We start from the raw sequence: 26179 nt of genomic DNA, 5'->3' as shown, positions 1-26179 counted from the left end.
CCGGTCTGGCCGCACAGACTTGCCGGGATGGGCTCTGGCGTCCCTCGCATCGAACGTGCCGCGAAGGTCACGGAAGCGGAAGATGAGACGGACGTATCATCATCTTTGTGAACTTCCAGACCGCTGCGCAATGTTGGACGGCCTCCCGACCCCTCGTGGAGCTCACGCGCCGGCCGTCGCTCCCCTTCCCATCCTGATGGGGCGCCGCTCCCGCCCCGGCTCTGTGAATCAGCCGGTCCAACCCCCATTCCGTTTCCCCGCCGGCCGACCCTATTGGCATTCGCCCCGGCCGCGCCTAGGTGGGGCCGGATGGCGATGAAGCAGGCAGACGGGATTGCCGGTGGCGAGGGGACCACCACGCCATCGGCATGGGTGACGCTACGGCGCTTCCTGCCCTATCTCTGGCCCGCCGGCGAGCCGCGCCTGAAAGCGCGCATCCTCCTGGCGCTGCTGCTGGTGCTGGCCGGCAAGGCGATCACGCTGGTGATGCCCTTCGCCTACAAGGGCGTGATCGACAATATGGGGCCGGGCATGGAGAGCGGCGTGGCCCTCGCCATCGCGCTGGTGCTTGCCTATGCCGGCGCGCGGTTCGGCGGCGTGCTCTCGGACAATCTGCGCAATGTCGCCTTTGAGCGGGTGGGGCGCAACGCGCAGCGGCTGATCGCCGAACAGACATTGCGCCACCTGCACAATCTCTCGCTGCGCTTTCACCTCAACCGCAAGACCGGCGGCGTCACGCGCGTCATCGAGCGGGGCACGTCGTCGATCGAGACGATGCTCCACTTCCTGATCTTCAACATCGGCCCCACCGCGATCGAGCTGGTGGCCGTCTGCGTGATCTTCCAGATCAAGTTCGGCTTCGGCCTCGTCGCCGCGACGCTGGTGATGATCGCGGCCTATATCGGCTTCACGCAGAAGGTGACGGAATGGCGCAATAATCTGCGCCGGGAGATGGTCGACCTCGACACCGGCGCCACCGCCCATGCGGTCGACAGCCTGCTCAACTTCGAGACGGTGAAATATTTCAGCGCCGAGGAGCGCGAGGCGGCGCGCTACAGCCAGGCGCAGCGGCGCTACATGGACGCCGCGACCAAGAGCAACAACAGCCTCGCCTTCCTCAATATCGGGCAGGCCCTCATCACGAACCTCATGATGGGCGGTGCGATGGCCTTCACCGTGTGGGGCTGGAGCCAGGGGCGCTTCACGCCCGGCGACGTGGTGCTGGTCAATGCCTTGCTGATGCAGCTCTTCCGCCCGCTCGACCTGCTGGGCATGGTGTATCGCACGATCCGGCAGGGCCTCATCGACATGGAAGCCATGTTCCGCCTGATCGACACCGATGCCGAGATCCGCGACCGGCCGGACGCCCCGCCGCTGGAGATCCGCGCCGGCGAAGTGCGGTTCGAGCATGTCGTCTTCGGGTACGAGCCGGAGCGGACCATCCTCAAGGACGTCTCCTTCACCGTGCCGCCGGGCTCGACACTGGCCATCGTCGGGCACAGCGGCGCGGGCAAGTCGACCATCGCCCGGCTGCTGTTCCGCTTCTACGACATCCAGGGCGGCCGCATCCTCATCGACGGGCAGGACATCGCGCAAGTCCGGCAGACCTCGCTGCGGCGCGCCATCGGCATCGTCCCGCAGGACATGGTGCTGTTCAACGACACGATCGGCTTCAACATCGGCTATGGCCGGGATGATGCGACGCAGGCGGACATCGAGGCCGCAGCCCGGGGCGCAGCGATCGACCGCTTCATCGAGACGCAGCCGCTCGGCTACGACACGCGGGTGGGCGAGCGGGGTCTCAAGCTTTCCGGCGGTGAGAAGCAGCGCGTGGCCATCGCCCGGACGCTGGTGAAGGACCCGCCGATCCTGATCCTCGACGAAGCGACGAGTGCGCTGGACAGCCGCACCGAAGCCGCGATCCAGGGCGTGCTGGAGGACGTCTCGGCGCGCCGCACCACCATCATCGTCGCGCACCGACTCTCGACGATCGTCCACGCGGACAACATCATCGTGCTGGAGGATGGCCGCATTGCCGAACAGGGGACGCATGCATCCCTGCTCGCCAGCGGCGGGATCTACGCCCAGATGTGGGCACGACAGGCAGCTGAACGAATGAACCCGGAAGCGGGCGAGATCGCCGTGCGGCGGAGCGGGCGGCTGGAGGATGCGGCGGAATGACGGTGGTGTGCCACCTTCCCCTTCATACTTGAACGAATAGCCCGATCAGCAGGTCTTTTCCGACACTTATTCTTCGCACACCGAGAACTGTCCCAATTTCGTCATGGCCGGTTTAAGCGGAAACTGGACTCCCATTGTCAGTTCTGCCATCAATAAGGCATTCACTTTACGATGTGGGAGGTAAAAGTGAAGAAATTCATGGCATTGTTGTTGATGACCTCAGCCATTCCAGCGCAGGCTGCGATTATCAAGATCGATATCACCGGCAATCTTTACCAGGTATCCGAGTCGGTCGAATCGCGTTTCTCGCTTGGTGATGAAGTGACAGCGCGATTGCTGCTGGACACAAGCGTAATGGGCTCCGAATTCTATCCGGACACCTATTTGTTTTCGAACGCTGTCGTCGGCGGCTTTATCAGCGTCAGCGGCTATACGGCGACGTTCAGCAACAGCGCGCGCGCTTTCGTGACCGACGACGAATTCGGCGGCGCGATGGACCGTTTCCTGATCGACGACTATGAGGCAAATGCCGCCGACGTGAACGGCATGGCCTTCCACGATCTCTTCCTCAACTGGCAGGATAACAGCGCGACCGCCAGCCAGGGCTTCACGCTGCCGAACAAGCCGTCCGCTGTCCTGGCCTATGGCCTGCCTTATGGAGGGGTCGACTGGCTGACCTCCGATGGGCAAAACCGGATCACCTTCACGGCCACACAAGTGACTGTTTCGCCGGTGCCCGAATCCGCGACCTGGGCCATGATGATCGCCGGCATGGGGCTTGCCGGCGCAGCGCTGCGGCGTCGCAAGCTGACCGTGAGCTTCGGCTGAAACGATGCGGTCCGCCTCCCCGGAGGCGGACCTTCACCCGATCCGCAGGACCGTTCCCCACTGTAGTCGTCCCAGCGCCTCGCGCATGTCCTGCGGTGCTACCGCCACGCAGCCTTCGGCCGCCTTTGGCGAGCCGTCCGGATCGACCGTCACCCCCTGCAATGATGGTCCCTTTCTCTGCATTTTTCGGATCAGCAGATGATTCCATCCGGCTCGAAAACGCTATAGGCGGCCTTGATGCTGAAAAAGTTCCTGATGCCCGGCCTGCTCGCGCTTGCTGCGCTCATGTCCGAGCCGGCCGCTGCGCAGGTCTTCGAGCCTTGCGCTGACGCGACCTCCTTTCCTGTCCTCGCAGGCTCGCTGTGCATCGAGAGCGCAGTGCCGCTGGACGCCGGGGGCGCGTCGACAGCCGACAAGGAAATGATCGCGTTGTTCGTGCGGAAGTTCCCGGCCGCCAACTCGGACCGGCGGCGGGGCGAGATCTGGCTGGTCGCCGGCGGCCCCGGCGAACCGGGCGCCTCCTTCCTGCCGGTTCTTCCGGTCCTGAAACGCGCATTTCCCGACCACGACCTCATCATTCCCGATCATCGCGGGACGGGTTACTCCTCCAAGATCTGTCCCCGGGAGGAGGCGCCCGAAAGTGACGCAGGCATCGCCCTGGCCGGTCAGGAATGGGGGCCGTGCATTGGCTTCATGCATGCCAACGCCGCTCGCACCCGGGCCTTTACCATCACCAATGCCGCCCATGATCTTTCGACTCTGATCGCCCGGCACCGGGGGACCGGCGAAGTCTATCTCTATGGCGTCTCCTATGGCACCCAGCTCATCCTGCGCATGATGCAGGCCGCGCCAGCCAGGGTCGACGGAATCATCCTCGACGGGCTCGTGCCGCCGGAGGCGGACCAGCGATGGGATCTCAGTCGCCGCACGCAGGTCGTCGATGCGGTAGGGCGCGCAACCCTGACGCCGGAACAGACCGAGCGTTATCGGACCCTGCTGGCTCAGAAGGAGCCCGGCTGGAGCGCGGCGGTTCCGGGAGGCGACTTGCGACGGTTCATGGGGCATCTGCTCAGCTTTTCAGATTTGCGTGACCAGATTCCGACGATCATCGACGGGCTTCTGCGCAATGATACCGCGCCGCTCGCTCAAGTGACGGCTGACCTGCAAGGCCGCATGGAGGCGCTGGGCGCCTATCCGCAGTCCCCACCTTCAATGCCTCTGATCATGCTCATCGGCGGCTCGGAGAACAATCATCGCCGCGACCTGACCGCAAGCATCGTCACGGAGGAAGCAAAGGATGCCCTGTTCACCAGCGCCATACCCGGCCTGCTGGTCGGCAGCCCCGCTCCCCTGTATGATCGGGACGCCTTTTTCGGGCACGTGCCGGCCCGACTGCCGCGCACGCTGGTGATCCACGGCACGCTGGACCCCAATACGCCCTATGAGGGCGCCCAGCTCCATGCCGCAGCGCTTGCTGGCGCCGGCGGAGATGTCCGGTTCACGACGGTGACGGGCGCGGCGCATTTCCTGCCGCTGGTGGCGCCGGACTGCTTCGTGAAGGTCGTATCGCGCTTCATGACCGCAGGGGCTGCGCCGGATCGCTGCGAGGCCAAGGCCGTGAGCGTTTCAGTAAAGCCCTGATGGTCGGTCGCGCAGGGGCCGCATGGATTCACCCGATCCGCAGAACCGTTCCCGGCTGTAGTCGTCCCAGCGCCTCGCGCATGTCCTGCGGTGCTACCGCCACGCAACCTTCGGTCGCTTTTGGCGAGCCGTCCGCGCCGATGACCCATTGGTGGAAGAAGATGGCGCTGCCCATGCCCGGCACCGGCGGCGCATCATTGTGGCCGAGGACGATGATGACATCATAGGCCTGATCCGCGCGCGCGAGGCGCTCGTGGCTCGTGGCGCGGGGAAGCCGGACCGGGCGATTATAGGCGGGATCGGCAGGATCATCGCACCAGCCGTCATTGTCCCTGATCCAGCGCCAGGGAATTGCCGGGGCGTCTGCCCGGTCGATGCGGCCGGGACGTAAAAGGGCGGCGCGGACCGGCCAGTCGCCCAGCGGCGTCGCCCCATCGCCCTCCCGCTTGTCGGCTGCTGCGAGGAGGCCGCCCTTGCCGATGACGCAGGGGCAGGACCAATCGCCAATGGAGAGCCGTCCCGCCATGCCATCGACGCGGATGAGAGGCACCGGCATCAGGTGCGCGCCCCTCATCCCGGGAGAGTCCGCAGGATCCCGCCGCTGCACCGGCTCACAGATCGTGTCCGGTTCGATCACGCTTGGTGGCCAGATAGCGCTCATTGTGCGGATTACTCGGCAAGGCGAGCGGCAAGCGCTCGATGACCCTGATGCCCTGCGCTTCCAGCCCCGCCACCTTGGCGGGATTGTTGGTGAGCAACCGCACCTCGCCGATGCCGAGCAGGTGCAACATCCGGGCGGCCACGCCGAAATCACGCGCATCGATCGCAAAGCCGAGGCGGGTGTTGGCATCCACCGTGTCGAAGCCCTGATCCTGCAGTTCATAGGCCCGCAGCTTATTGATGAGGCCGATGCCCCGCCCTTCCTGCCGCAGGTAGAGCAGCACGCCCCAGCGGGCATGAGCAATCTCGTGCAGCGCGCCATGAAGCTGCGGGCCGCAATCGCATTTGAGCGAGCCGAGCACATCGCCGGTCAGGCATTCGCTGTGCAGTCGCACGACCGGCGGGGTGCCGTCCCGCTCGCCCAGCACAAGCGCGACATGCTCGCGCGGATCCTCCACCGAGCGGAAGGCGACGATCTCCGCCTCGACACTCGCCGCGACCGGCAGGCGGGCGCGCGCGGCGATGGCCAGCCGATGCGGATCGGCATAAGCGGCAATGTCCGCGACTGTGCACTGGGCCTCGGTCGGCGCGTCCGCATCGCCGACGAAATAGGCGGGCAGCAGCCCGGCGAGCCGTGCGAGATTGAGGGCGGCGCCGGCCGCGTCCGCATGCGGCACGGGCAGTGCCCGGAACGGCCCCTTGAACGGCGTGGCAAGATCGAGCACCGGATCGGCGATCGCCATGGCAGCCGGGGCATCGATCCATCGCTCCCGCGCGATCAGCACCGGCGCCTCCGGATCGGCAGCCTCTCGCTGGTTGGCGAGCTTGAGCGTCACGCCGCGCGCTGCCGAAAGCAGCAGTGCCGCGGAACCGTCCGGATCGAAAGCGGCGAGCGTTTCCGGCGTCGCGCCTTCCACCGGCAGCAGCGCCAGCGCGCCCGCCTTGCCGGCGAGGCGCACCGGCCATCCCCGGCGCAGCGCGTCGATGGCGCGGGCCGCCGCGCGGCCGTCCATCAGAACGCGAATTCCGTGATCAGGGGGGCATGGTCGGACGGGCGGGTCCAGCTACGCGCGCCCTCGATCACCTGATGGCCGACCGCCGCCGTCGCCACGTCCGGGCTCATCCACATATGATCGAGACGCCGTCCGCGATCGGACTTGGCCCAATCCAGCGCGCGATAGCTCCACCATGTGTAGAGCCGCTCCGGCGCCGGGACGAACCGGCGGCCGAGATCGACCCAATTGTGCGAATTCTGCAGGGCCGTCAGCAGCTCGACCTCGACCGGCGTGTGGCTGACCACGTTGAGAAGCTGCTTGTGGCTCCACACGTCACATTCCAGCGGCGCGACATTGAAATCGCCAAGCAGCAATGTCGAGCCGTCCAGCCGACCGGACCAGTCGATCATGCGCTGGATGAAATCGAGCTTCTGCCCGAACTTGGGATTCACCGAGCGATCCGGCTCGTCACCCCCGGCTGGTACGTACACATTCTCGATGCGCAGGCCGTTCTCCAGCCGCACGCCGATATGCCGCGCCTCGCCATTCGCCTGCCAGTCCAGCCGATCCTCGTCGCGCATGGGAAGCTTGCTGATGATCGCAACGCCGTGATGCATGCGCTGGCCGTTCAGCATCATGTGATTGTAGCCGAGCCTGCGGAACAGCCCTTCCGGGAAGGAGTCGTTCACGACCTTGGTTTCCTGCAGACAGAGGACGTCGGGCTGGTGCTCGGTGAGGAAACGCTCGACGATCTCCGCCCGGGCACGAACGCTGTTGATGTTCCAGGATGCGACCTTGAGAGTCTGTGTACTGCTTTTTGTCGGCATGGGGGATGTCCCTAGCGACCCTTGGCAGCGAACCCAAGGGTCGACGCATTTTTTTTGACAATGGAGGCGCGGCCGCGGGGCGCGAAAAACCCCCGCTCCGGGGGGCAGGAACGGGGGTTTCCAAAGCGCTGTTGGCGCAGGCGTGGCGCGGGACGGTCGGGCAACAGGGGGGAAATCCCGGCGCGCTCCGACGCCACGAAGATTGGATAGCTCCGGTCAGATGAGCGGCTGATGAACGGCCGGTGCCGCATCGCCAGTCATCGCGCGCGGGCCTCGGTTCATCGCCTGGGGCCGGCGCGGTTCGGACGCGGATCGCGCCATTTGAAGGCTGAATCCGCGATGGCTGCACCATAAGACAAATTCGTCAGCCGGATGTTGGTGCGGTTCCCCTGCGCATCCTTCGCCACCCATCCGTAAAGCTCCAGTCCGCCGGGCGCGCTCGCCTTGCGGGTGAAGATGAGATTGATGAGGCCATATTCCGGGTGATCGGGGTCGCGCACCTCAATCGAGAGCACGCGGGGATCACCCGTCGGCATCAGCTTGCCATAGCGGGTGAGGTCGCGGGTTGGATCGAGCAGCGCGCCCAGCGGCGAATTGCGGATCGGCCAGCGCTGGACCTGGCTGACCTGATAATCGACCATGTAGAGCGAGCGCCCATCGGCAACGATCAGCAGATCATTGCCCGTGCCGCCATAATCGAACCGGATCTGCCCTGGCTGCTTGAGCAGCAGCTTGCCGGTCTGCACCTGCCCGTTGCGATCCGTCTGCGTGAAATTGCCGCTGATCGTCGTGATCGCGCGGATCGCACGATTGACGAGGGCGAGGTCGTCCGCCGGCGACTGCGCCTGAGCCTGGCCGACCGGGACACCGGCGAATCCGGCAAGGGGAAGAACAAGCGCGCCGCCGATGAGCAGCGCGCGGGCGAAGCGGGAAGAAGCGTTCGTCATGAACGCGCAGATAGGGTGCGGGCCTTGAATGTCCACTGAATGTGCGCCTTCGCTCGACGAGCGGGACGCACGACTCGCGTCAACCGACCGCGCCACGCCCATGGCCGCTATTTCGGATTGCCCATCTCGTCACGCAGCACTTCGCGGCGGCCGACATGATTGGGCGCGCCGACCATGCCTTCATTCTCCATCCGCTCGATCAGGCGCGCCGCGCTGTTGTAGCCGATGCGCATCTGGCGCTGGAGCCAGCTGGTCGAGGCCTTCTGGTTCTCGAAGACGAGCTGGCAGGCCTTGCGGAACAGCTTGGCATCCGCACTGTCGTCGCCCAGGTCCACGCCATCGAGCGCGAAGCTGCCGTCCTCCGGCTCCTCGGTGACGGCGGAGATATAATCGGGCTGGCCCTTGGAACGCCAGTGGTCGGCGATGAGGCGCACTTCGTCATCGCTGACGAACGGCCCATGGACGCGCACCAGGCCCTTGCCGCTTGCCATGTAGAGCATGTCGCCCTTGCCCAGCAGCTGCTCGGCCCCCTGCTCGCCGAGAATCGTGCGCGAGTCGATCTTGCTGGTGACGAAGAAGCTGATGCGGGTCGGCAGGTTGGCCTTGATGACGCCGGTGATGACGTCGACCGAGGGGCGCTGCGTGGCGAGGATGAGGTGGATGCCTGCCGCGCGGGCCTTCTGCGCGAGACGCTGGATCAGGAACTCCACTTCCTTGCCCGCCGTCATCATGAGGTCCGCCAGCTCGTCCACCACGACCACGATCTGCGGCAGCGGCTGGTAATCGAGCTCCTCGTCCTCATAGACAGGCTGGCGCGTCTGCTCGTCGAAGCCAATCTGGACGCGTCGTCCCAGCGTCTTGCCTTTCGCGCGGGCGGAGCGGACCTTCTCGTTGTAATTGGCGAGATTGCGCACGCCGATGGAGGCCATCATGCGATAGCGGTCCTCCATCTGCTCGACGGCCCACTTGAGCGCACGGATGGCCTTGGCGGGCTCGGTGACCACCGGGGAGAGCAAGTGCGGGATATTATCGTAGATGCTCAGTTCCAGCATCTTGGGATCGATCATGATGAGCCGCAGCTCATCCGGCGTCAGCCGATAGAGCAGCGAGAGGATCATGCAGTTGAGACCGACCGACTTGCCCGAGCCGGTCGTGCCCGCGACGAGCAGATGCGGCATGGCGGCAAGGTCCGCGATCACCGGCTCGCCGAAGATGTTCTTGCCCAGGATGATCGGCAGTGCCGATTTCTGGTCCGCGAACTGCTGGCTGGTGATGAGCTGGTGCAGCACCACGGACTCGCGGTCCGCATTGGGCAGCTCGATGCCGATGACGGTGCGGCCGGGAATCGTCGCCACGCGAGCCGAAAGAGCCGACATGTTGCGGGCGATATCGTCGGCGAGCTGAATCACCCGGCTGGCCTTGATGCCCGGCGCGGGCTCGAGCTCGTACATGGTGACGACCGGCCCCGGCCGCACTTCCGTGATCGCGCCTTTCACATGGAAATCGTCCAGCACGGATTCGAGCAGGCGGGCATTGCGCTCCAGCCCCTGCCGGTCGATGCGGCTTCCCGGCGTTTCCGGGGCGGGCGAGAGAAGGTCGGCGGAAGGAAGAGCGCCATTGCCGAACAGATCGCTCTGCCCCGAAACGGGCGCGAATGCCTTGGTGACCGCATGGGCGTTGGGCGTCTGGATGGTGATGGGTTGACGCGCCGTCGCTTCGACCGGGCGGCGCGGCTCGGCTTCTCGCGTGGCCCCGGCCGCCGGACCGCTTTCAGCTGTGTCCGCGGCCGCTTTCTCCTTGCCGGAGAAGCCCGGACGCGGCAGCCGCATGCTGGGCAGCAGCGGAAGGGCCGGCCGGGCAAGGTGCCAGAGCGGCTTTTCCAGTGCGAGGCTGCGGACCCAGAGCCACAGGCCGCCGGCCAGACAAAGGACGAGCAGAAGCCATTGCAGGATCTGGTCGGCCGGATTCCCGAGCTTGGCAGTGAGCGCCGTCAGGCCCTGAGCGAAAAGGAAGCCGATGACACCGCCCCAGCGGGCGGGCAGGCCGACAAGCGGCTCGGGCTGCAGCAGCCAGAGCCCGGTGCCAATCAGCGCCAGGCCGGCGGCGCATTTGGCGACCTGCCCCTGCCACCCGGTCCTGTCCTGATCCGCCCACAGCCGTCGTGCGCAGACAAGGATCAGCGGCAGCAGCAGCAGTGCCGGAACGCCCGCGATCGTGTACAGGAAATCCGCGGCCCAGGCCCCTGCCGCGCCCATGAGGTTGCGCACATCCGGCCCGGCGGCGGTATTCAGCGCGGTATCGCCGACCTTGTAGCTCAGCAATGCCAGGAACAGGAAAAGGGCGAGCGCATAGAGGCCGACCGCGCCCAGGAACGTGCCGATGCGCACGAGGCTGCGGCGGAGCATCGCCTGCCATTCGGGAGTGCGAGGGCCGCTTGCCCGGCTTGCCATGTGCCTGTGACTCCCTGCGTCGGGCGACGCCAGTGCAGCGCGTCGATCCCGAAATGTTCCGTCGCGGCACAATCCTCCTTCGCGGACTCGCCGTCAAGAGTCGGCGGGTTGGGCGCGCGTCCTTCCGCTCAGGTCGGCGCCCCGGCGAGGGCGGCGAGCGCTGCGCCGTCCAGCCGGTTTACGGTCCACTCATCCATCGCTTCGGCGCCCAGCGATCGGTAGAAGGCGATGGCCGGGCTGTTCCAGTCAAGCACGGCCCATTCCATCCGGGCGCAGTCCCGCTCCACGGCGATGCGGGCGAGCCGGGCGAACAGGGCGCGGCCGATGCCGGCCCCGCGCGCTTCCGGCGACACGTAGAGATCTTCCAGATAAAGGCCGGGCCGCCCCTCGAAGGTCGAGAAATTGTGAAAGAAGAGCGCGAAGCCGGCCGCCGCCCCGTCCTTTTCGGCGATCAGCACTTCCGCTGCCGGTCGGGGACCGAACAGATGATGTGCCAGCACGGCCTTATCCGCCCGCACCGCATGGGCGAGGCGTTCATAATCCGCCAGCGCAAGGATGAACCCATGAATCAGATCGATGTCGCGGGCCTCGGCGAAACGGATATGGATCGTCATTGCAGAATTTCCGGTTTCAGGGTGCGTGGTGCGATCTGTCGCGCCCGCGCTGCCCAGAGGCAACCGGCTACGATCATCAGCGCGCCCGCATAAGTGGTGGGAAGGACGGTCTCTCCGAAAATCCACCATCCCAATAGGACGGCCCAGATGAAGGCAGTATATTCGACCACGACAAGCTGCTGCGCTTCCGCGCGGGCATAGGACCAGGCGAGCAGCATGATCGCGCTCGTGCCGCCGGCGGACGCGAGCAGCAGGAATGGCCAGTGCGCCATGTCCGGCACTTGCCCCAGCCACGGCGCGGCAAGGCCATAAAGCACCGCGCCGATCAGGTTGAAGGCGAGGGCGACTTCGATGGGCCCTGCGGCGAGCGACTGGCGGCGGGCAATGACCAGGCTGACCGCATAGAGCACCGCGCCGACGAGAATGGCGACCGCGCCTTCCAGGGTGCCGGCCTGCCCTTTCGCGCCGGACTGGCCGGCGAGAATGACGATCACGCCCACGAAGGCGGCGAGCGACCCCATGACAGCCCGGCTGCTGATCTTCTCCTTGAGGAACAACCCGGCGAGGGCGAGTGCGACGAGCGGCGCGATGAAGGACAAGGCGATGCCCTGCGCGATCGGCGTGCGCACCAGTCCCCAGAAGAACAGGAGGACTGACACGGCGCCGGCCCCGCTCCTGCCCAGATGCAGGAGCATCGTCTGTCGGTCCGGAATGCGTCGTACCCGAAGGAGATACAGCGGCGTCAGGACGATCGTGCCGATGATCGCGCGCCAGAGCAGCGCGTTATAGGCGCCGATCGCGATCGACAGCGTCTTCATGACCGCGTCCATGCCCGCAAAGATCGCGATCGCGGCACAGGCGACCGCGAAAGGCACGAGCGCCTGGTTGGCACGGGTCGATGGCATGGCGTCTCGCGAAAACAGTCCCCTGGCCGGCGGCAGTGACGGGCGGGATGGCAGACGCCGGAGCCTCGCCCGACTCGCGAGCCGGCCATGCTCTATGCCAGCCACGATCGCGAAGCGAGAGCCATGTTGATGAGCGCGGAAAGCTGGTACCGGGGGGCATGGCACACGCGCTCCGTCCGTTTCCCGCCCTCCTCCTTCTCGCCAGCTGCGCAGGGCAGCCTGCGCCCAATTCTCCCGATGGGAGGCATGGGGTCGCCCTGCCGCATACCGCCGCGCCCGGACCGGCACCGGCCGCCCATCCCCGGCCCGACCGGACGATCATTGCCGACCGCGAAGCGCTCGAGCGCCTGCTCGGCAACAGCGGGATCACGCTGCAATGGATCGGCTGGGACCGACGCGGCGACCTCGCGGCGGATTATGCGACGGACCTGCTGCGCCTGCGCGGCGGGCAGTCCGCCAGCGATGGTCCCGGGAAGCTGATGCTGGACGGGGTGGTGACACGCATCGACCGGGACTCTTTCACTTTTGACGGGCGGATCGACATCATCGACACGCCCGACATCGGCCGGGTTTGTCGACGCGAAGGCCAGATGACCTTCCGGGTGACCCAGAACCGGCGCTACTGGCGCCTGCAGGAGATGGAAGCCTGCGACGGCCTCACCGATTATGTGGACATCTATTTCTGAGACGCCCGCCGCGGGGCGGGCAAGGAACAGCGGATTTCCCGATGGCGCTCAGGTCCGGTGCGCGATCCAGCGCGCGGCAATGGCCCCCGCCTGGGCCAGCACGGCTTCGTCCTGCGGGCGCAAGGCCCTTCCGCCCCCGATTGGCGATTCGAAATAGGCCGTGACGAAGAACGGCGACGGCCTGTCCGGACGCCAGACAATGGCGATGTCGTTCAGCTTGTCGCCGAAAGCCGGGTCTCCCCAGAAGGAGCCCGTCTTGTCACCGGCGCGCCAGTCCGCCGGCAACCCGGCCCGCAGGCGCCGCAGGCCCGTCCGCGTCTCGATGGTCCAGCCCGTCAGTCGCTCCCGGCTGGCGGGCTTCAGCACCTCTCCGGCCAGAATCGCGCGCAATGCCCCCGCCATCGCGGCGGGGCTGGTCGTATCACGAATATCCTCACCATGGCTGGTGTTTAGCGCCGGCTCGTAACGGTCCAGCCGCGACACATCATCGCCCAGCGCGCGCCAGAAGCGGGTGAGGGCCTCGGGACCGCCAAGCTTGCGCAGCAGGATGTTGGCAGCGCCATTGTCACTCTCGATCTGCGCGGCCGCGCAGAGATCCAGCACCTTCATGCTGTCCTCGCCATCTTCCAGCGCAGCCCGAACGGCGGGTGCGTGACCCACGGCATCGTCTCGCGTAATGAGAAGTCGCTCCTGCTCCCCGAACGCTCCCGAGTCCATCCCGGCGAGCATCGCCGCTGCGAGCGAGAGCTTGAAGGTCGAGCACATCGTGAAGCGCTCGTCCTGCCGATGCCCGACAAGCGCAAGGTCTCGTGCGTCAAGCATCGCCACGCCCAGCCGGCCGCCTGAACGAGACTCGAGGGCGGCCAGTGCCTGCCGCGCGGTTTCATCGGCTGTGTTGTCAGGTTCTTCGGGTGGCTGTGCCCTTTTGTCGCATCCGGCGAGCGCGAGAAGGGCCGTCCCCATCACGCCGGACAGCACATGGCGGCGGCCGACAATCATCGCTTTGCCGGAAGGCCGGGCTTCACTTGACGGCCGAACCATCGGCGCGCGAGACCTTGCCGACGATCAGTTCGTCGATCCGCAGCCGCCGAATGCGTGCGGACCCGATCGACAGGCGACCGATGGCCAGCGCGCCGAGCGCCAGCGCCCCAAGGGCCAGCGCACCGATGGCGACGGCGCCCAGCGCGGAGGCACCGGTGGCCGAAGCGCCAGTCGCTGACGCACCGGTTGCCGAGGCGCCCGTGGCGACTGCCCCTCGAGAGGCCGGAGCCGGGGCTGGTGTCTCGGTCTTCGGGACGGGCTGGATGCTCATTCCGCAGCCACCGGATCAGCATTCGCGCCATTCGCGGCCTCGATCTCGGCCGCCTTGGCTTCCACCAGCCGGACGATATGCTCGATCATGTCCGCATCGTTGATGTGATGATCGGTCACGCCGGAGAGATAGACCATGTGCTTGCCGTTGCCGCCGCCGGTGATGCCGATGTCGGTCTCGCGCGCTTCGCCCGGGCCATTGACCACGCAACCGAGCACGGAAAGCGAGAGCGGCGTGTGGATGTGCTGGAGGCGCGTTTCCAGCGCTTCGACAGTGCGAATCACGTCGAATCCCTGGCGCGCGCAGGATGGGCAGGAGACGACGCGGACGCCGCGCGTGCGGATGCCCAGCGCCTTCAGTATCTCGTAGCCGACGCGCACTTCCTCCTCCGGCTCTGCAGAGAGCGAGACGCGGATGGTGTCGCCGATGCCGGACCACAGGAGATTGCCGATGCCGATGGCAGACTTTACCGTCCCGCCGATCAGCCCGCCCGCCTCGGTGATACCCAGATGCAGCGGGCAATCCACCGCCTCGGCAAGCTGCATATAGGCGGCAACGGCGAGGAACACGTCGCTGGCTTTTACCGCCACCTTATATTCATGGAAGTCCTGGTCCTGGAGCAGCCTGATATGATCGAGCGCGCTTTCCACCAGCGCCTCGGGGCACGGCTCGGCATATTTCTCCAGAAGATGCTTCTCGAGGCTCCCGGCATTGACGCCGATGCGGATCGCGCAGCCATTGGCCTTGGCCGCATCCACCACTTCCTTGACGCGTGCGGCGGACCCGATGTTGCCGGGATTAATGCGCAGGCAGGCAGCGCCGGCATCGGCCGCTTCCAGCGCGCGCTTATAGTGGAAATGGATGTCCGCGATGATCGGCACGCGCGCCGCCCGCACGATCTGCTTCAGCGCGGCGGTGCTCTCGACATCCGGGCAGGAGACGCGGATCAGGTCCACCCCTGCATCCTCGCAGCGGCGAATCTGGTCGATCGTCGCCCGCGCATCCGAGGTCGGCGTGTTGGTCATGGTCTGCACGGTCACCGGCGCGCCGCCGCCCACGGGGACATTGCCGACCATGATCTGCCGGCATTCGCGCCGCGCGATGTCGCGCCAGGGGCGCAGGCCGGGATTATGCTCGGACATGACGGGAACTCGCCGGATGAATGCTCATGCGGGACATATAGCGGCGCCGGCCGCCGGAAGCGAGAGCGCCGTTGGATGCCACGCTTCCCTGCGCCGACGAGACGCAGGCAGCCCGCCCGCCTCGCCGCACCGTTGCCGAACGGCGCGTCGCCGCTTAAGCTCGCCTGATCGCGGCCTGCCGTCTTCACCGACGACCGGGTGCGCGCGCCTCATCGCGCCGGCTTCAGCTCCGGCAAGGAGACACATGCATGCGTCGTTTCGCTCCCGCCCTGCTGCTGCTCGGTCTTCCCTCCATCGCGCCGGCGCAGGTGCCGCCACCGGCTGTCGAAGGGCCCCAGCCTCTCCTGACCGGGCGCGATCTCTTTTCGCTGGAAGCCGCGAGCGATCCCCAGATCAGCCCGGACGGCAAGTGGATCGCCTATGTCCGCAAGTCGAACGACATCATGACCGACAAGGCCCGGCCGACCATCTGGCTGATCGACGTGGCGAGCGGCACCCAGCAGCCTCTGGTCGCCGGTCCGGGCGCGCACATGGCGCCGCGCTGGTCACCGGACGGCAAGCGCCTGGCCTATGTCTCCGCGTCGGACGGGGCGCCGCAGCTCCATGTCCTCTGGCTGGCGGACCGCGCCAGCGTGAAGATCACTGGCCTGCCGGACAGCCCCGGTGCCGTCGCCTGGTCGCCGGACGGACGGCGGATCGCCTATACCATGCAAGTGCCGGGGACCGGTGCCACGCTGGGCAAGGCGCCGGAGAAGCCGGAGGGCGCCCGGTGGGCCGAACCGCTCGAAGTGATCGACAAGGTGACCTATCGCGCGGACGGCGCCGGCTATTTGAAGCCCGGGGTCAGCCAGATCTTCGTGGTGTCGGCCGATGGCGGCGCGCCGCGCCGGCTCACCTTCGGCAAGTGGGACGATGGCGGTCCGCTGAGCTGGTCCCCGGACGGGCGGACGATCCTCTTCTCGTCCAACCGCAATGAGGACTGGGAACTCAATCCCGTGAACGGCGAGGTCTATGCGCTGGACGTGGCCAGCGGTGCGGTGAAGGCCCTGACCAGCCGCGACGGGCCGGATGGCGGCGCGCGCTATTCGCCGGACGGCTCGAAAATCGCTTATCTCGGCTATGACGACAGCCGGCGCGGCTACGACAATGTGCAGCTTTATGTGATGAACGCGGACGGCAGCGGTTTCCGCTCCCTCACAGCCACCCTGGACCGCAGCATCGACAATGCGCAGTGGGCTGGCAACGCCACGCTCTATATATCCTACGACGATCATGGCCAGAGCCGCGTCGGCCGTATCGGGCTCGACGGCAGGATGACTCCGGTGGCGCAGGGACTGGCCGGCGATTCGCTGGATCGGCCCTATACGGGCGGCGGGTTCAGCGTGTCGAAGGCGGGCATCGTTGCTTATTCGGGCGGCGACCCGCTCAGCCCGGCTGACATCTATCTGGCCGACGGCAAGGACGGGAAGCGCCTGACCCGGCTGAACAGCGAGTGGTTGGGCGCCAAATCGCTCGCGCAGGTGCGCAAGCTGCCGGTCACCGCCCCCGATGGCCGCGCCATCGATGCGTGGCTCGCCACGCCGCCCGGCCACCGGGAAGGGCAGCGCGTGCCTCTCATCCTGGAGATCCACGGCGGACCCTTCGCCGCCTACGGCCCCTATTTTTCGACGGACGTGCAGCTCTACGCAGCGGCGGGCTATGCAGTGCTTTACACCAATCCGCGCGGCAGCACCTCCTATGGCGCGGAATTCGCCAATCTCATCGACAAGAAATATCCCGGCGACGATTATGGCGATCTGATCGCAAGCGTGGACGCGGCCATCGCGGCCGGCATCGCGGACCCGAACAATCTCTTCGTCACCGGCGGATCGGGCGGCGGTGTGCTCACGGCCTGGATCGTGGGCAAGACGAACCGCTTCAAGGCAGCCGCGACGCAGAAGCCGGTGATCGACTGGTCCAGCTTCGTACTCACCTCTGACGGCTCGAATTTCTATTCGCCTTACTGGTTCGAAAAGAAGCCGTGGGAAGATCCGGACAGCTACTGGACGCGCTCGCCGCTCAGCCTTGTGGGCAATGTGACGACGCCGACGCTCGTCGTCGTGGGCTCGGAGGATTATCGCACGCCGGTCAGCGAGTCCGAGCAATATTATACCGCGCTCAAGCTGCGGGGCATCCCAACGGCTCTGGTCAAGGTGCCGGGCGCCAGCCATGGCGGCTTTGCGGCCCGGCCCAGCCAGTCTGCCGCCAAGGCTTCAGCGATCCTCGAATGGTTCGGCCGCTACCGCACTGCCTCCCAGCCCTGAGCGGACCGAGGAGGGGTGAAGGGAGGGGGATGGCGTTTCATCCCTCCCGGCTGGCACATCCTCATGCCCCGAACGGCCACTCCGGCAGTCCGGGAACGTCCACGGGAAACGAGAAGATCGCCCCGGCATGGGGTTGGGCAGCGAGATCGGCTTCGGAGAGCCCCGTCCGCGCGCTGGTGACATAAGCGGTGCGCAGATCGGCGCCGCCGAAGGCGATCATCGTCGGCCGGCTGACCGGCAAGGCCACCGTCTGCAATATCTCGCCCTCGGGCGAAAGCCGCACGACGCGCCCGCCGTCGAACAGGGCGCTCCAGTAGCAGCCCTCGGCATCGAAGGAGCCTCCGTCCGGGCGCCCCGTGCCCTGCTCGAAGCGGTGCACGATATGCGCGCGGGACAAGCTGCCCGACGCCGGATCAACATCATAGCCGCGCAACACATGGCTCGGCGTGTCGGCATGGCGGAAAGCGGTGCCATCCGCATTGAAGGCCGCGCCATTGCAGGTCAGCATCCCGCCTTCGATCCAGGTGATGGTTCCGTCCGGATCGATCCGGTAGAGCGCGGCGTCCCGCGCGCTCTTGGCCGTGTTGACCGTGCCTGTCCAGAAGCGTCCCGAAGGATCGGTGCGCCCGTCGTTGAAGCGCAGGTCCGGCCGGCCAGCGAGGATGGGATTGCCGAAGGGGCGAAGTTCCGCCTCCCAGCCGTCCAGCATCGCCAGCCCATCCTTCATCGCGAGCAGAAATCCGCCACCAACGCGAAAGGCGAAGCAGCCGACAGGTTGATCGAAGCGGCGCAGGTCGTCCTCGCCCGTTGCCGGATCGAATCGGTGAAGCGCGTTGCGGTTGATATCCACCCAGTAAAGCCGGCGCTCGGCGGCGTGCCAGCGCGGCGCTTCGCCGAGATCGGCATGGGCATCGAGCGCGACGGAGACGATGGGAGAAGTCATCGCGCATGGGCATGTCGTGTTTCGCGGCGTGGGGCAAGGCAGTCCGGCGCAAAATGCCCTCCAGGCACGACGGCAGGGCGGGACGCACCGGACAGGATCGGCGTCCCCGCCGCTCCCGTGTGCCCCGCGCCGGGCGCGCGCGGACGCGCGACCAGGGCATAGCCCACGCCACGCATCGTGCGCAGCATCTGCCAGTCGAAATCGCGGTCGAGCTTGGCGCGCAGGCGCGAGACATGAACCTGGACCACATTGGTGCCCGGATCGAAACCCACACCCCAGACGGACCAGAGCAAGGCCTCCCGCGTCTGCGGCCGGCCGGGATGCAGCGCGAGGCAATGCAGCAACTCAAACTCGCGCTGCACGAGCCCAAGCGGGCGGCCGAGACGCCAGGCCTCACGGCGCATGAGATCGATCTCCAGTTCGCCCAGGCGGACGCGGGGACGCGCAAAAGGCGTTGCCACGGCCACCGCGCGGGCATGGCGCAAGCTGCGGGCCAGCGCCTCACCTTCGCTCATCCATGGCCCGATGACGTCGACGGCACCGGCCGCCAGAATACGGATGCGCGCGCGCACATCATCCCGGCGCTGCCAGCAGAGAGCGTTGTCCGGCGAACGGGCAGCGGTGCCGGCATGTTTCGGCCTGATCGTGCGCAGATGCACGGCTACATTGGCTCTCCGCAGGGCGCGCATCAGAATGGCGAGCCGGCGATCCCGCGCGTCATCATGGTGGCAAAGCCAGATCTCGATACGCTGCACGTTCGCCTTCTCACGCCTCTCGCGGCGCCCCGCCGCGCCCCGCCGCAGGAGGCGGGCATCGCCGGAAAGCTAGGCCGAAAAGCGACCTGTCGACGCAACATATGCTCCGGATCGGAGCAGTTTCAGGACGCTTTTGCCCATGTGACGATCAGCGTCAGGCCGGGCCCGGCCGGCCGGGGGCTTTCGCTGGTCAGGCGCACCCGCGACGCGTCGGCGCGCGCCCGGGCGAGGATCGTCTCGGGCACCGTCGGGTCGTGAAGGATGCGATCCGCCTCGCCGAGCAGACGCGCCGCGCGGAGACTGAGATCATCCGGGTCGGACGACGTGAGCAGGATGGTCTCCGCGCGGTCTGCCGGTCCATCCTCTCCCGCACCGTCCAGCCAGAGGCGCACGGCGTCGGCAGGGCGCTCTCCAAGCGGATCGAGCATCCCCTTCTCGCGCAGTGCCTCGTCAAGCGCCTGGCGACGCTGGCGAGCATCAGGCCAGCGCGCCCGCAGCGCCGCGCGTGCCTCCGCCAGCGCCTGCGCCAGCGCGCCGAGGTCGGGGGGCAGCAGTCGCTCGATGCGCTGGCGCACGGCCTTGGCCAGCCCCGCCGACGCGCCGCCGGTCCCGACGGCCACCAGCACGGGATCGCGATCGACGATCGCTGGCGTCGTGAAATCACAAAGGGCGGGCTGGTCGACGACATTGACGAGAATGCCCCGGGCCCGCAGCCGCCCCGCAGCCTGAGCGCTTTCCTCCGGGTCATCTAAAGCGATGAAGGCAAGGGACGCCGCCTCATCCGCCTCGCCGACCGCAATCCCGCCGGCCCGTTCGATCAGCCTTCGCTTCGCCTGTGCCGCCTCGCCGGCGCCGAGCAGGATCACCGGCCTGCCTGCGATCCTGAAGAAGAGCGGCAGGCTGTGCATGGCACTCAATCCTGGAGGAAGTCCGGCATGCGCTCGGCCGCAATGATCGCCTCGGGCATGATGCGATCGGCCACGACGGCGAAACGGTCGCCATCCACCATGACCTCGGGCACCAGTGGGCGGCTGTTGTAGGTGCTCGCCATGGTCGCGCCATAAGCGCCGGCCGTGCGGAACACCGCAAGGTCGCCCGCCTTCACCAGATCGATATCGCGCGCCATCGCGAAAGTGTCGCCACTCTCGCAGACCGGGCCCGCGATATTGGCGACGAAGTGTTCGCCCGTCGGCGCCACGGCCTCGAAATCGTGCCAGGCATCATACATGGCAGGCCGGGCGAGGTCGTTCATGGCGGCATCGACGATCACATAGGGCCGGATCACCCCCGGCTTCACCCAGATGACGCGCGTCAACAGCACGCCGGCATTGCCCACGATCACGCGGCCCGGCTCGAAATAGAGCGTCGCGTCCCAGTCCTTCGTCGCACGGGCCACCATCGCGCCATAGTCGGCGGGGCTCGGCGGTATCTTGTCGCGTTCATAAGGCACGCCCAGACCACCGCCAAGATCGACCCGGTCGATGACGTGACCGGCCGCACGCAGATCGCGCATGAGCGCTCCGATCTTGCCATAGGCCGCTTCCAGCGGGGCGAGGTCGAAGAGCTGGCTGCCGATGTGAATCGCGATGCCGCGCATGGCGAGACCCGGCAGCGTTGCCAGCCGCGCGAAAATCCAGCCCGCCTGATCGATCGGCACGCCGAACTTGTTCTCCTTCATGCCGGTCGAGATCTTGGCATGCGTGCCCGCATCGACATCCGGATTGACGCGCAGCACGGCATCGGCAGTACGCCCCATTTCCTGCGCGATCTGCGCAAGGACAACGCCTTCCTCCTCCAGCTCGATATTGAACTGGCCGATGCCTGCTTCCAGTGCCGCCGCCAGCTCCGCGCGGGTCTTGCCCACGCCGGAGAAGACGATGTCCTGCGCCGGCATTCCGGCAGCGAGCGCCCGCTGCATCTCCCCGCCCGACACGATGTCCGCACCATAGCCCTCGCGCGCCAGCACGCGCAGCACGGCAAGATTGGGATTGGCCTTGATCGCGAAGGCGATGTGCTTGCGGGGGACTGCGTCCAGCGCCTCACGGAACACGCGGGCATGCCGCTCCAGCGTGGCACGGGAGTAGACATATACCGGTGTGCCGACCGCATCGGCAATCGTGCTCATCGGCACGTTCTCGGCGTGCAGCACGCCATCCTTGTAGGCGAAATGATCCATGATGTGCTGCCCCTAGAGAGCGGGCGAGCGGAAGGGAACCAACTTTTCCCTGCATGCGCGAAAGCAGGGTTGCGCCGAATCACTATCCGGCTGGGCGGCCTCAGTCCTTGGGCTTGCCGTTGTCCGGCCCCGGGGGAAGTGCGAAGGGGTCTTCCTCGCGTTCGGCGGATCGGGTCAGCAGGTCGGCGCGCCGTTCGGGCTGCGCCTGCGTGGAAGGCGTCATGAGTTCCGCCGGCGTCTCGCGCCGCTCTGCTGCAGCCGCCTTGGGGACTTCGCCCATACCCTGCTGCGGGCGCAGCGGCGTGACCGAGCCACAGGCCGCAAGCGTCGCCAGCAGGAAAGTCGAGGCCAGAATGGCTTTCATCGGGCCGTCTCCTTGTCCAGCGCGGCGCGCGCCTCGACGATCTGGGCGCGGACCTGCTCCGGCGCGGTACCGCCATAAGAGCGGCGGCTTGCCACCGAGGCATCGACAGTGAGCACGGCATAGACACGCCCGTCAATGCGCGGATCGATGGCCTGAAGCGTTTCGAGCGGCAGGTCGGCCAGCGTGCTGCCGGCGTCCTCCGCCGCCTTCACGGCGCGGGCCGGTGATGTGATGCGCTTCCCGGAACGGCACGTTCGCCTCGCGCACCAGCCAGTCCGCAAGGTCAGTGGCGGTGGAGAACCCCGCTTCCGCGAGCGCGCGCATCCGGTCCGTGCGGAAGCGGGTCGTCTCGATCATGCCGGTCATCGCCGTGATGCACAGGCCGAGCAGATCATGCGCCTCGAACAGCGGCGGCTTGTCGTCCTGCATGTCCTTGGAATAAGCGAGCGGCAGGCCCTTCATGGTGACGGCGAGGCTCGTCATGCAGCCCATGATCCGCCCGGCATGGCCGCGCACCAGCTCGGCGGCGTCCGGATTGCGCTTTTGCGGCATGATCGAGCTGCCGGTTGAATAGGCATCGGGCAGTGTGATGAAACCGAAAGGCTGGCTCGCCCAGATCACGAACTCCTCCGCGAGGCGCGAAAGATGCAGGCTGCACTGCGTAGCAGCCATCAGATAATCGAGCGCGAAATCACGGTCCGAGACGCTGTCCAGGCTGTTGCGCGTCGGCCCGTCGAAGCCGAGCGCGGCAGCGGTCATGTGCCGGTCGGTCGGGAAGCCTGTGCCGGCCAGCGCGGCAGCACCGAGCGGCGAGAGGTTCATCCGCGCCCGCGCATCGGCGAAGCGTGAGCGGTCGCGCGCGATCATCTCGTAATAGGCCATGAGATGGTGGCCGAGCGTCACCGGCTGGGCGCTCTGGAGATGCGTGAAGCCCGGCATGACGGAGGCGGCATGCTCGTCCGCCCGATCGACGAGCGCGCGCTGGAGCGCCGCCAGTCCCGCATCCACATCATCCATCGCATCGCGGACGAAGAGACGGAAATCGGTGGCCACCTGATCGTTGCGGGAGCGCGCCGTGTGCAGGCGTCCGGCGACCGGGCCGATCCTGTCCGCCAGCCGGGCCTCCGTGGCCATGTGGATATCTTCAAGGTCCAGATCGCTCGGCAGGTCGCCTGCCTCATATTCGGAATGGATCGCCTGCAGCCCGGCGATGATCGTCTCCGATTCCTCGAGAGTGAGGATGCCTTGCGTCCCGAGCATCCTTGCGTGCGCGATGGAGCCGGCGATATCCTGCCGCCACAGCCGCTTGTCGAATGGCAAGGAGGCATTTATCTCGCGCATGACCGCAGCGGGACCGGCTTCGAAACGGCCGCCCCACATGCTGTTCGCGTCCTTTTTACCGGAGTCTGCCATGCGCTTTTCCGCTGCCCTTGCTGTCCTCATCGGCCTCTCGCTGGCCGCGAGCGGGTGCGATAGGCGTTCCGGGGAAACCGCGCAAGGCAGCGGCGCGAACGCGGCGGCACCCGACGAAGTCACGCCTGACGAAGTGACCGCCGATGAAGTGCCGTCCGCGGCGAGCGGCGGGACCGAAGCCGTTTTCAAGCACGTGGTGGACCGCAGCCACAAGGGCGAAGCGATGCCGGACAAGCCCTTCACCACGCTGGAAGGCAAGGCTGCCACGCTGAAAGAGATCGCCGGCGGCAAGCCCCTTCTGGTCAATCTCTGGGCGACATGGTGTGCGCCCTGCATCGCGGAACTGCCCGCGCTGGACAAGCTCGCGGCCGCCGGCACGCGCCGGGGCGTGGCTGTCGTCGCCGTCTCGCAGGACATGGAGCCGGGCGGCGTCCCGGCCTTCTGGACGGCCCGCAAGCTCTCCACCCTGAAGACCTGGCTCGACCCTGAGAATGCGCTGGGCTTCCATTACGGCACGGGGACTCTCCCGACCACGATCCTCTATGACGCGCAAGGCCGGGAAGTGGCCCGGGTCATCGGCGCGCTCGAATGGGATGGCGCCGATGGACAGGCCCTGGTCGCGGAAATCAGCGGCTGAGAGGGAGCCGGCGCTCTCACACACACATCGCAATCAGCGATAGCATAAGGGCGCGAGTCCTTCCCGCTGGGCCTCCGCGAAAGGAGGCAGGCCGTGATCCAGCAGCCAGAGGATGCGGCGAGCCGCCCCCTCGCTGCTGTTGTCGCTGGCCGCCCAGAGCGTGTCGAAGCACCAGAGCCACGCCTCCCGCGCCGGAGACTCCTCGTCATCGCTCCAATAGCCTGCGCCGGCATCGATGAAATAGCGGCAGGAGTAGCGATACCAGTTCTCCGTTCCGTCCGGCGCGAAGCCCGCTCTTGGTCCATGGCCGATCGCGCAGCAGACGATCCCGTCCGCTGGCAGATAGGCTGGTGCGCGGCTCTCTCCCCGGGCGCCTTCACTCGTGATGCGCCGCATGTCGAACGCTTCGTAACCAGCGGGAAGCGACAGAAGGTACGCGGCATGCCGGCGAAGATTGGCCTGCTGAAAAGGCGTGATGAACGGACGCAAGGAAGAATGCAGCATGAATGGACCTCGAGCCACGAGGGGTGCCGAGCGTCTGAAAAGCATTGCGGCGCATTTCCGCATTTCGGAAGGGCAACCGCGGACCTGGCGTTGTCGCCTCGGGCGCGCCTGTGATCAAAGATCCCGATCGGGCACGAAACTCAATCTATTAAGTAGAGTAATAAGGTCAAGGGGAATTCTAGAAGCTGCGCGCGGGAAACGCGCAGGCCGCCTTCCCGAACCGCTGCTCAGCGCGCGAGAATGCTTTTCCCGACGGCTTCCGCGACCTTGATCCCGTCCATTGCCGCCGAGAGAATGCCTCCGGCATAGCCGGCGCCCTCCCCGGCCGGAAACAGCCGCGCCACGTTCAGGCTCTGAAAATCCCTGCCACGCGTGATTCGCACGGGAGACGAAGTGCGCGTCTCCACGCCCGTCATCACGGCGTCAGGATGGTCATAGTTGCGGATCTGCTTGCCGAAGAAGGGCAAGGCTTCGCGAAAGGCCTCGATGACGAACGGGGGTAGACAGGCGGAGAGATCGGTCATCGTGACGCCCGGCTTGTAGCTGGGGATGACCGAGCCGGTGGCTGTTGACGGGCGTTCTGCAAGAAAGTCACCCACCGTCTGCGCAGGCGCGCGATAGTCGGAACCGCCGGCAAGAAAGGCCTGGCTCTCCCAGTGACGCTGCAGCGCGATACCGGCGAGCGGCCCGTCCGGATAATCCCGCGCGGGCTCGATGCCGACGACGAGCCCGCTATTGGCATTGAACTCCGCGCGTGAATATTGGCTCATGCCGTTGGTCACCACGCGTCCTTCCTCGGATGTGGCGGCCACGACACGCCCGCCGGGGCACATGCAGAAGCTGTAGACCGTGCGCTCGTTGTCGCAATGATGCGCGAGGCTGTAGGCCGCTGCGCCCAGGATCGGGTGTTTCGCGCAGGCCCCGTAGCGCGCTTCATCGACCCAGCTCTGCGGATGCTCGATTCGCACGCCGATGGAGAAGGGCTTGGCTTCCATATAAACGCCGCGCGCATGCAGCATCTCGAAAGTGGGCCGGGCACTATGGCCGATGGCGAGGACCACATGATCGGCTTCCAGAAAGCTGCCATCCTGCAGATGCAGGCCGCGCAGGGCCATGCGGCCTTCCCCGTCCCGCTCCAGCGCGAGATCATCGACGCGGGTCTGCCAGCGATATTCGCCGCCCAGCGCCTCGATGGTGCGGCGCATGTTCTCCACCATGGTGACGAGCCGGAACGTGCCGATATGAGGATGCGCCTCGGTGAGGATGTCCTCCGGCGCGCCGGCCTTCACGAACTCCTCGAGCACCTTGCGCCCGAGGAAACGCGGATCCTTGACGCGGCAGTAGAGCTTGCCGTCGGAAAAGGTGCCCGCGCCCCCCTCCCCGAACTGGACATTGCTGTCCGGGTTCAGGACTGACCGGCGCCACAGCCCCCAGGTATCCTTGGTGCGTTCGCGCACCACCTTGCCCCGATCGAGAATGATCGGGCGGAAGCCCATCTGTGCCAGCAGGAGCCCGGCGAACAGGCCACATGGCCCGGCGCCGATGACGACCGGGCGCAGGCCGGACCAGCCTTCGGGCGCTTTCGCGACGAAATGATAGTCGGTGTCCGGCCGCGCGCGGACCTCGTGATCGCCTGCGAAGCGCGCCAGCACGGCGGCCTCGTCACGCAGCGCGACATCGAGCATGTAGACAAGCAGGATCGCGCTCTTGCGCCGCGCGTCATTGCCGCGCCGGACGATCTCGAAATGCTGCAGGTCCTCGGCTGGAATGCCCAGCCGCGCGCAGATGGCCGGAGCCATGGCCTCGGCCGGATGGTCGAGCGGGAGGGTGAGGCCGGAAAGGCGGATCATGCAGGGCCCATAATGCGCTTTGCCCGTCCGTCCAACAGGCTGCCGG

24 protein-coding genes and 1 pseudogene are annotated in these 26179 nt (G+C 66.7%); 6 read left to right on the top strand and 19 right to left on the bottom strand.

The window, feature by feature from the left end; translation table 11 throughout:
• Positions 1-309: 309 nt before the first annotated feature.
• Entirely contained in the window at positions 310-2181 is a 1872-nt protein-coding gene (locus HNP60_RS00825; protein ID WP_184149025.1) for an ABCB family ABC transporter ATP-binding protein/permease, read from the top strand.
• 186 nt (positions 2182-2367) lie between these two features.
• Complete coding sequence (locus HNP60_RS19795) at positions 2368-3009, top strand: PEPxxWA-CTERM sorting domain-containing protein (protein ID WP_338056678.1); 642 nt, start codon at positions 2368-2370, stop codon at positions 3007-3009.
• A gap of 33 nt (positions 3010-3042) precedes the next feature.
• On the opposite strand, the gene HNP60_RS00815 is transcribed toward HNP60_RS19795, so the two are convergent.
• The gene (locus HNP60_RS00815; protein ID WP_184149022.1) at positions 3043-3192 is read right to left on the bottom strand and encodes a hypothetical protein; all 150 of its coding nucleotides are present in this window, start codon (positions 3190-3192) and stop codon (positions 3043-3045) included.
• A 54-nt stretch (positions 3193-3246) separates the two neighbouring features.
• Between HNP60_RS00815 and HNP60_RS00810 the strand changes: the two genes are divergently transcribed.
• Positions 3247-4650 (top strand): alpha/beta fold hydrolase, encoded by a 1404-nt coding sequence (locus tag HNP60_RS00810; RefSeq protein WP_184149019.1) that lies wholly within the window; start codon positions 3247-3249, stop codon positions 4648-4650.
• Between the two features lie 28 nt (positions 4651-4678).
• Here HNP60_RS00810 and HNP60_RS00805 read toward each other — a convergent pair whose 3' ends face one another.
• The 7 genes from HNP60_RS00805 to HNP60_RS00775 all read right to left on the bottom strand — a co-directional run bounded on the left by HNP60_RS00805 (position 4679) and on the right by HNP60_RS00775 (position 12048).
• The gene (locus HNP60_RS00805) at positions 4679-5224 is read right to left on the bottom strand and encodes a L,D-transpeptidase family protein (protein ID WP_260394589.1); all 546 of its coding nucleotides are present in this window, start codon (positions 5222-5224) and stop codon (positions 4679-4681) included.
• A gap of 37 nt (positions 5225-5261) precedes the next feature.
• Entirely contained in the window at positions 5262-6323 is a 1062-nt protein-coding gene (gene ribA / locus HNP60_RS00800; protein ID WP_184149016.1) for a GTP cyclohydrolase II, read from the bottom strand.
• On the bottom strand, positions 6323-7132 hold the full coding sequence (locus HNP60_RS00795) for an exodeoxyribonuclease III (protein WP_184149013.1): 810 nt from the start codon (positions 7130-7132) through the stop codon (positions 6323-6325). The genes ribA and HNP60_RS00795 overlap by 1 nt, the downstream gene beginning before the upstream one ends.
• 278 nt (positions 7133-7410) lie before the next feature.
• Positions 7411-8079, bottom strand: coding sequence for a LolA family protein (locus tag HNP60_RS00790; RefSeq protein WP_184149010.1), 669 nt, complete (start codon positions 8077-8079; stop codon positions 7411-7413).
• Between the two features lie 107 nt (positions 8080-8186).
• Positions 8187-10529 (bottom strand): FtsK/SpoIIIE family DNA translocase, encoded by a 2343-nt coding sequence (locus tag HNP60_RS00785; RefSeq protein ID WP_184149007.1) that lies wholly within the window; start codon positions 10527-10529, stop codon positions 8187-8189.
• A 128-nt stretch (positions 10530-10657) separates the two neighbouring features.
• Entirely contained in the window at positions 10658-11143 is a 486-nt protein-coding gene (locus HNP60_RS00780; RefSeq protein WP_184148993.1) for a GNAT family N-acetyltransferase, read from the bottom strand.
• Complete coding sequence (locus tag HNP60_RS00775; protein ID WP_184148990.1) at positions 11140-12048, bottom strand: DMT family transporter; 909 nt, start codon at positions 12046-12048, stop codon at positions 11140-11142. Before HNP60_RS00775 ends, HNP60_RS00780 begins: the two co-directional genes overlap by 4 nt.
• A 158-nt stretch (positions 12049-12206) precedes the next feature.
• Here HNP60_RS00775 and HNP60_RS00770 point away from each other — a divergent pair, with 158 nt between their 5' ends.
• A complete protein-coding gene (locus HNP60_RS00770) occupies positions 12207-12734 on the top strand; it encodes a hypothetical protein (RefSeq protein ID WP_184148987.1) in 528 nt (175 codons plus the stop codon).
• Positions 12735-12782: 48 nt separating this feature from the next.
• Here the strand turns inward: HNP60_RS00770 and bla are convergent, their stop codons facing one another.
• Genes bla through ispG form a run of 3 tightly spaced genes read right to left on the bottom strand, consistent with a single transcriptional unit; the run spans position 12783 to position 15188 of the window.
• Positions 12783-13733 (bottom strand): class A beta-lactamase, encoded by a 951-nt coding sequence (gene bla, locus HNP60_RS00765; RefSeq protein WP_184148984.1) that lies wholly within the window; start codon positions 13731-13733, stop codon positions 12783-12785.
• A gap of 22 nt (positions 13734-13755) precedes the next feature.
• The gene (locus tag HNP60_RS00760) at positions 13756-14046 is read right to left on the bottom strand and encodes a hypothetical protein (RefSeq protein WP_184051639.1); all 291 of its coding nucleotides are present in this window, start codon (positions 14044-14046) and stop codon (positions 13756-13758) included.
• Positions 14043-15188, bottom strand: a complete 1146-nt coding sequence (gene ispG / locus HNP60_RS00755) for a flavodoxin-dependent (E)-4-hydroxy-3-methylbut-2-enyl-diphosphate synthase (protein WP_184148980.1) — start codon at positions 15186-15188, stop codon at positions 14043-14045. The genes HNP60_RS00760 and ispG overlap by 4 nt, the downstream gene beginning before the upstream one ends.
• A 248-nt stretch (positions 15189-15436) precedes the next feature.
• On the opposite strand from ispG, the gene HNP60_RS00750 reads away from it, so the two are divergent.
• The gene (locus HNP60_RS00750) at positions 15437-17491 is read left to right on the top strand and encodes an alpha/beta hydrolase family protein (protein WP_184148976.1); all 2055 of its coding nucleotides are present in this window, start codon (positions 15437-15439) and stop codon (positions 17489-17491) included.
• Positions 17492-17552: 61 nt separating this feature from the next.
• On the opposite strand, the gene HNP60_RS00745 is transcribed toward HNP60_RS00750, so the two are convergent.
• The 6 genes and pseudogenes from HNP60_RS00745 to argH all read right to left on the bottom strand — a co-directional run bounded on the left by HNP60_RS00745 (position 17553) and on the right by argH (position 23109).
• The gene (locus HNP60_RS00745) at positions 17553-18434 is read right to left on the bottom strand and encodes an SMP-30/gluconolactonase/LRE family protein (RefSeq protein ID WP_184148973.1); all 882 of its coding nucleotides are present in this window, start codon (positions 18432-18434) and stop codon (positions 17553-17555) included.
• Positions 18431-19189 carry a winged helix-turn-helix domain-containing protein gene (locus HNP60_RS20135; RefSeq protein ID WP_338056677.1) on the bottom strand — a complete coding sequence of 253 codons (759 nt, stop codon included), beginning with the start codon at positions 19187-19189 and terminating at the stop codon, positions 18431-18433. The genes HNP60_RS00745 and HNP60_RS20135 overlap by 4 nt, the downstream gene beginning before the upstream one ends.
• Before the next feature lie 122 nt (positions 19190-19311).
• A complete protein-coding gene (locus HNP60_RS00735) occupies positions 19312-20097 on the bottom strand; it encodes a precorrin-2 dehydrogenase/sirohydrochlorin ferrochelatase family protein (RefSeq protein WP_184148970.1) in 786 nt (261 codons plus the stop codon).
• Between the two features lie 5 nt (positions 20098-20102).
• Positions 20103-21365 (bottom strand): diaminopimelate decarboxylase, encoded by a 1263-nt coding sequence (gene lysA / locus HNP60_RS00730; protein WP_184148967.1) that lies wholly within the window; start codon positions 21363-21365, stop codon positions 20103-20105.
• A gap of 100 nt (positions 21366-21465) precedes the next feature.
• The gene (locus tag HNP60_RS00725; protein WP_184051653.1) at positions 21466-21729 is read right to left on the bottom strand and encodes a hypothetical protein; all 264 of its coding nucleotides are present in this window, start codon (positions 21727-21729) and stop codon (positions 21466-21468) included.
• Positions 21726-23109, bottom strand: a pseudogene (gene argH, locus HNP60_RS00720) (argininosuccinate lyase). Before argH ends, HNP60_RS00725 begins: the two are co-directional and overlap by 4 nt.
• A gap of 31 nt (positions 23110-23140) precedes the next feature.
• Between argH and HNP60_RS00715 the strand changes: the two are divergent.
• Positions 23141-23779 (top strand): TlpA family protein disulfide reductase, encoded by a 639-nt coding sequence (locus HNP60_RS00715; RefSeq protein WP_184051655.1) that lies wholly within the window; start codon positions 23141-23143, stop codon positions 23777-23779.
• Positions 23780-23812: 33 nt separating this feature from the next.
• Here HNP60_RS00715 and HNP60_RS00710 read toward each other — a convergent pair whose 3' ends face one another.
• Both HNP60_RS00710 and HNP60_RS00705 read right to left on the bottom strand, forming a co-directional pair.
• Entirely contained in the window at positions 23813-24283 is a 471-nt protein-coding gene (locus HNP60_RS00710; protein WP_184148964.1) for a hypothetical protein, read from the bottom strand.
• A 227-nt stretch (positions 24284-24510) separates the two neighbouring features.
• Entirely contained in the window at positions 24511-26133 is a 1623-nt protein-coding gene (locus HNP60_RS00705) for an NAD(P)/FAD-dependent oxidoreductase (RefSeq protein WP_184148961.1), read from the bottom strand.
• Positions 26134-26179 lie beyond the last annotated feature (46 nt).

Source organism: Sphingobium lignivorans, assembly GCF_014203955.1.
In the GTDB taxonomy this organism is placed as follows: domain Bacteria; phylum Pseudomonadota; class Alphaproteobacteria; order Sphingomonadales; family Sphingomonadaceae; genus Sphingobium; species Sphingobium lignivorans.
The sequence above is the reverse complement of the archived record's forward strand: the minus strand, read 5'-3'. Positions and strand labels throughout refer to the sequence as shown.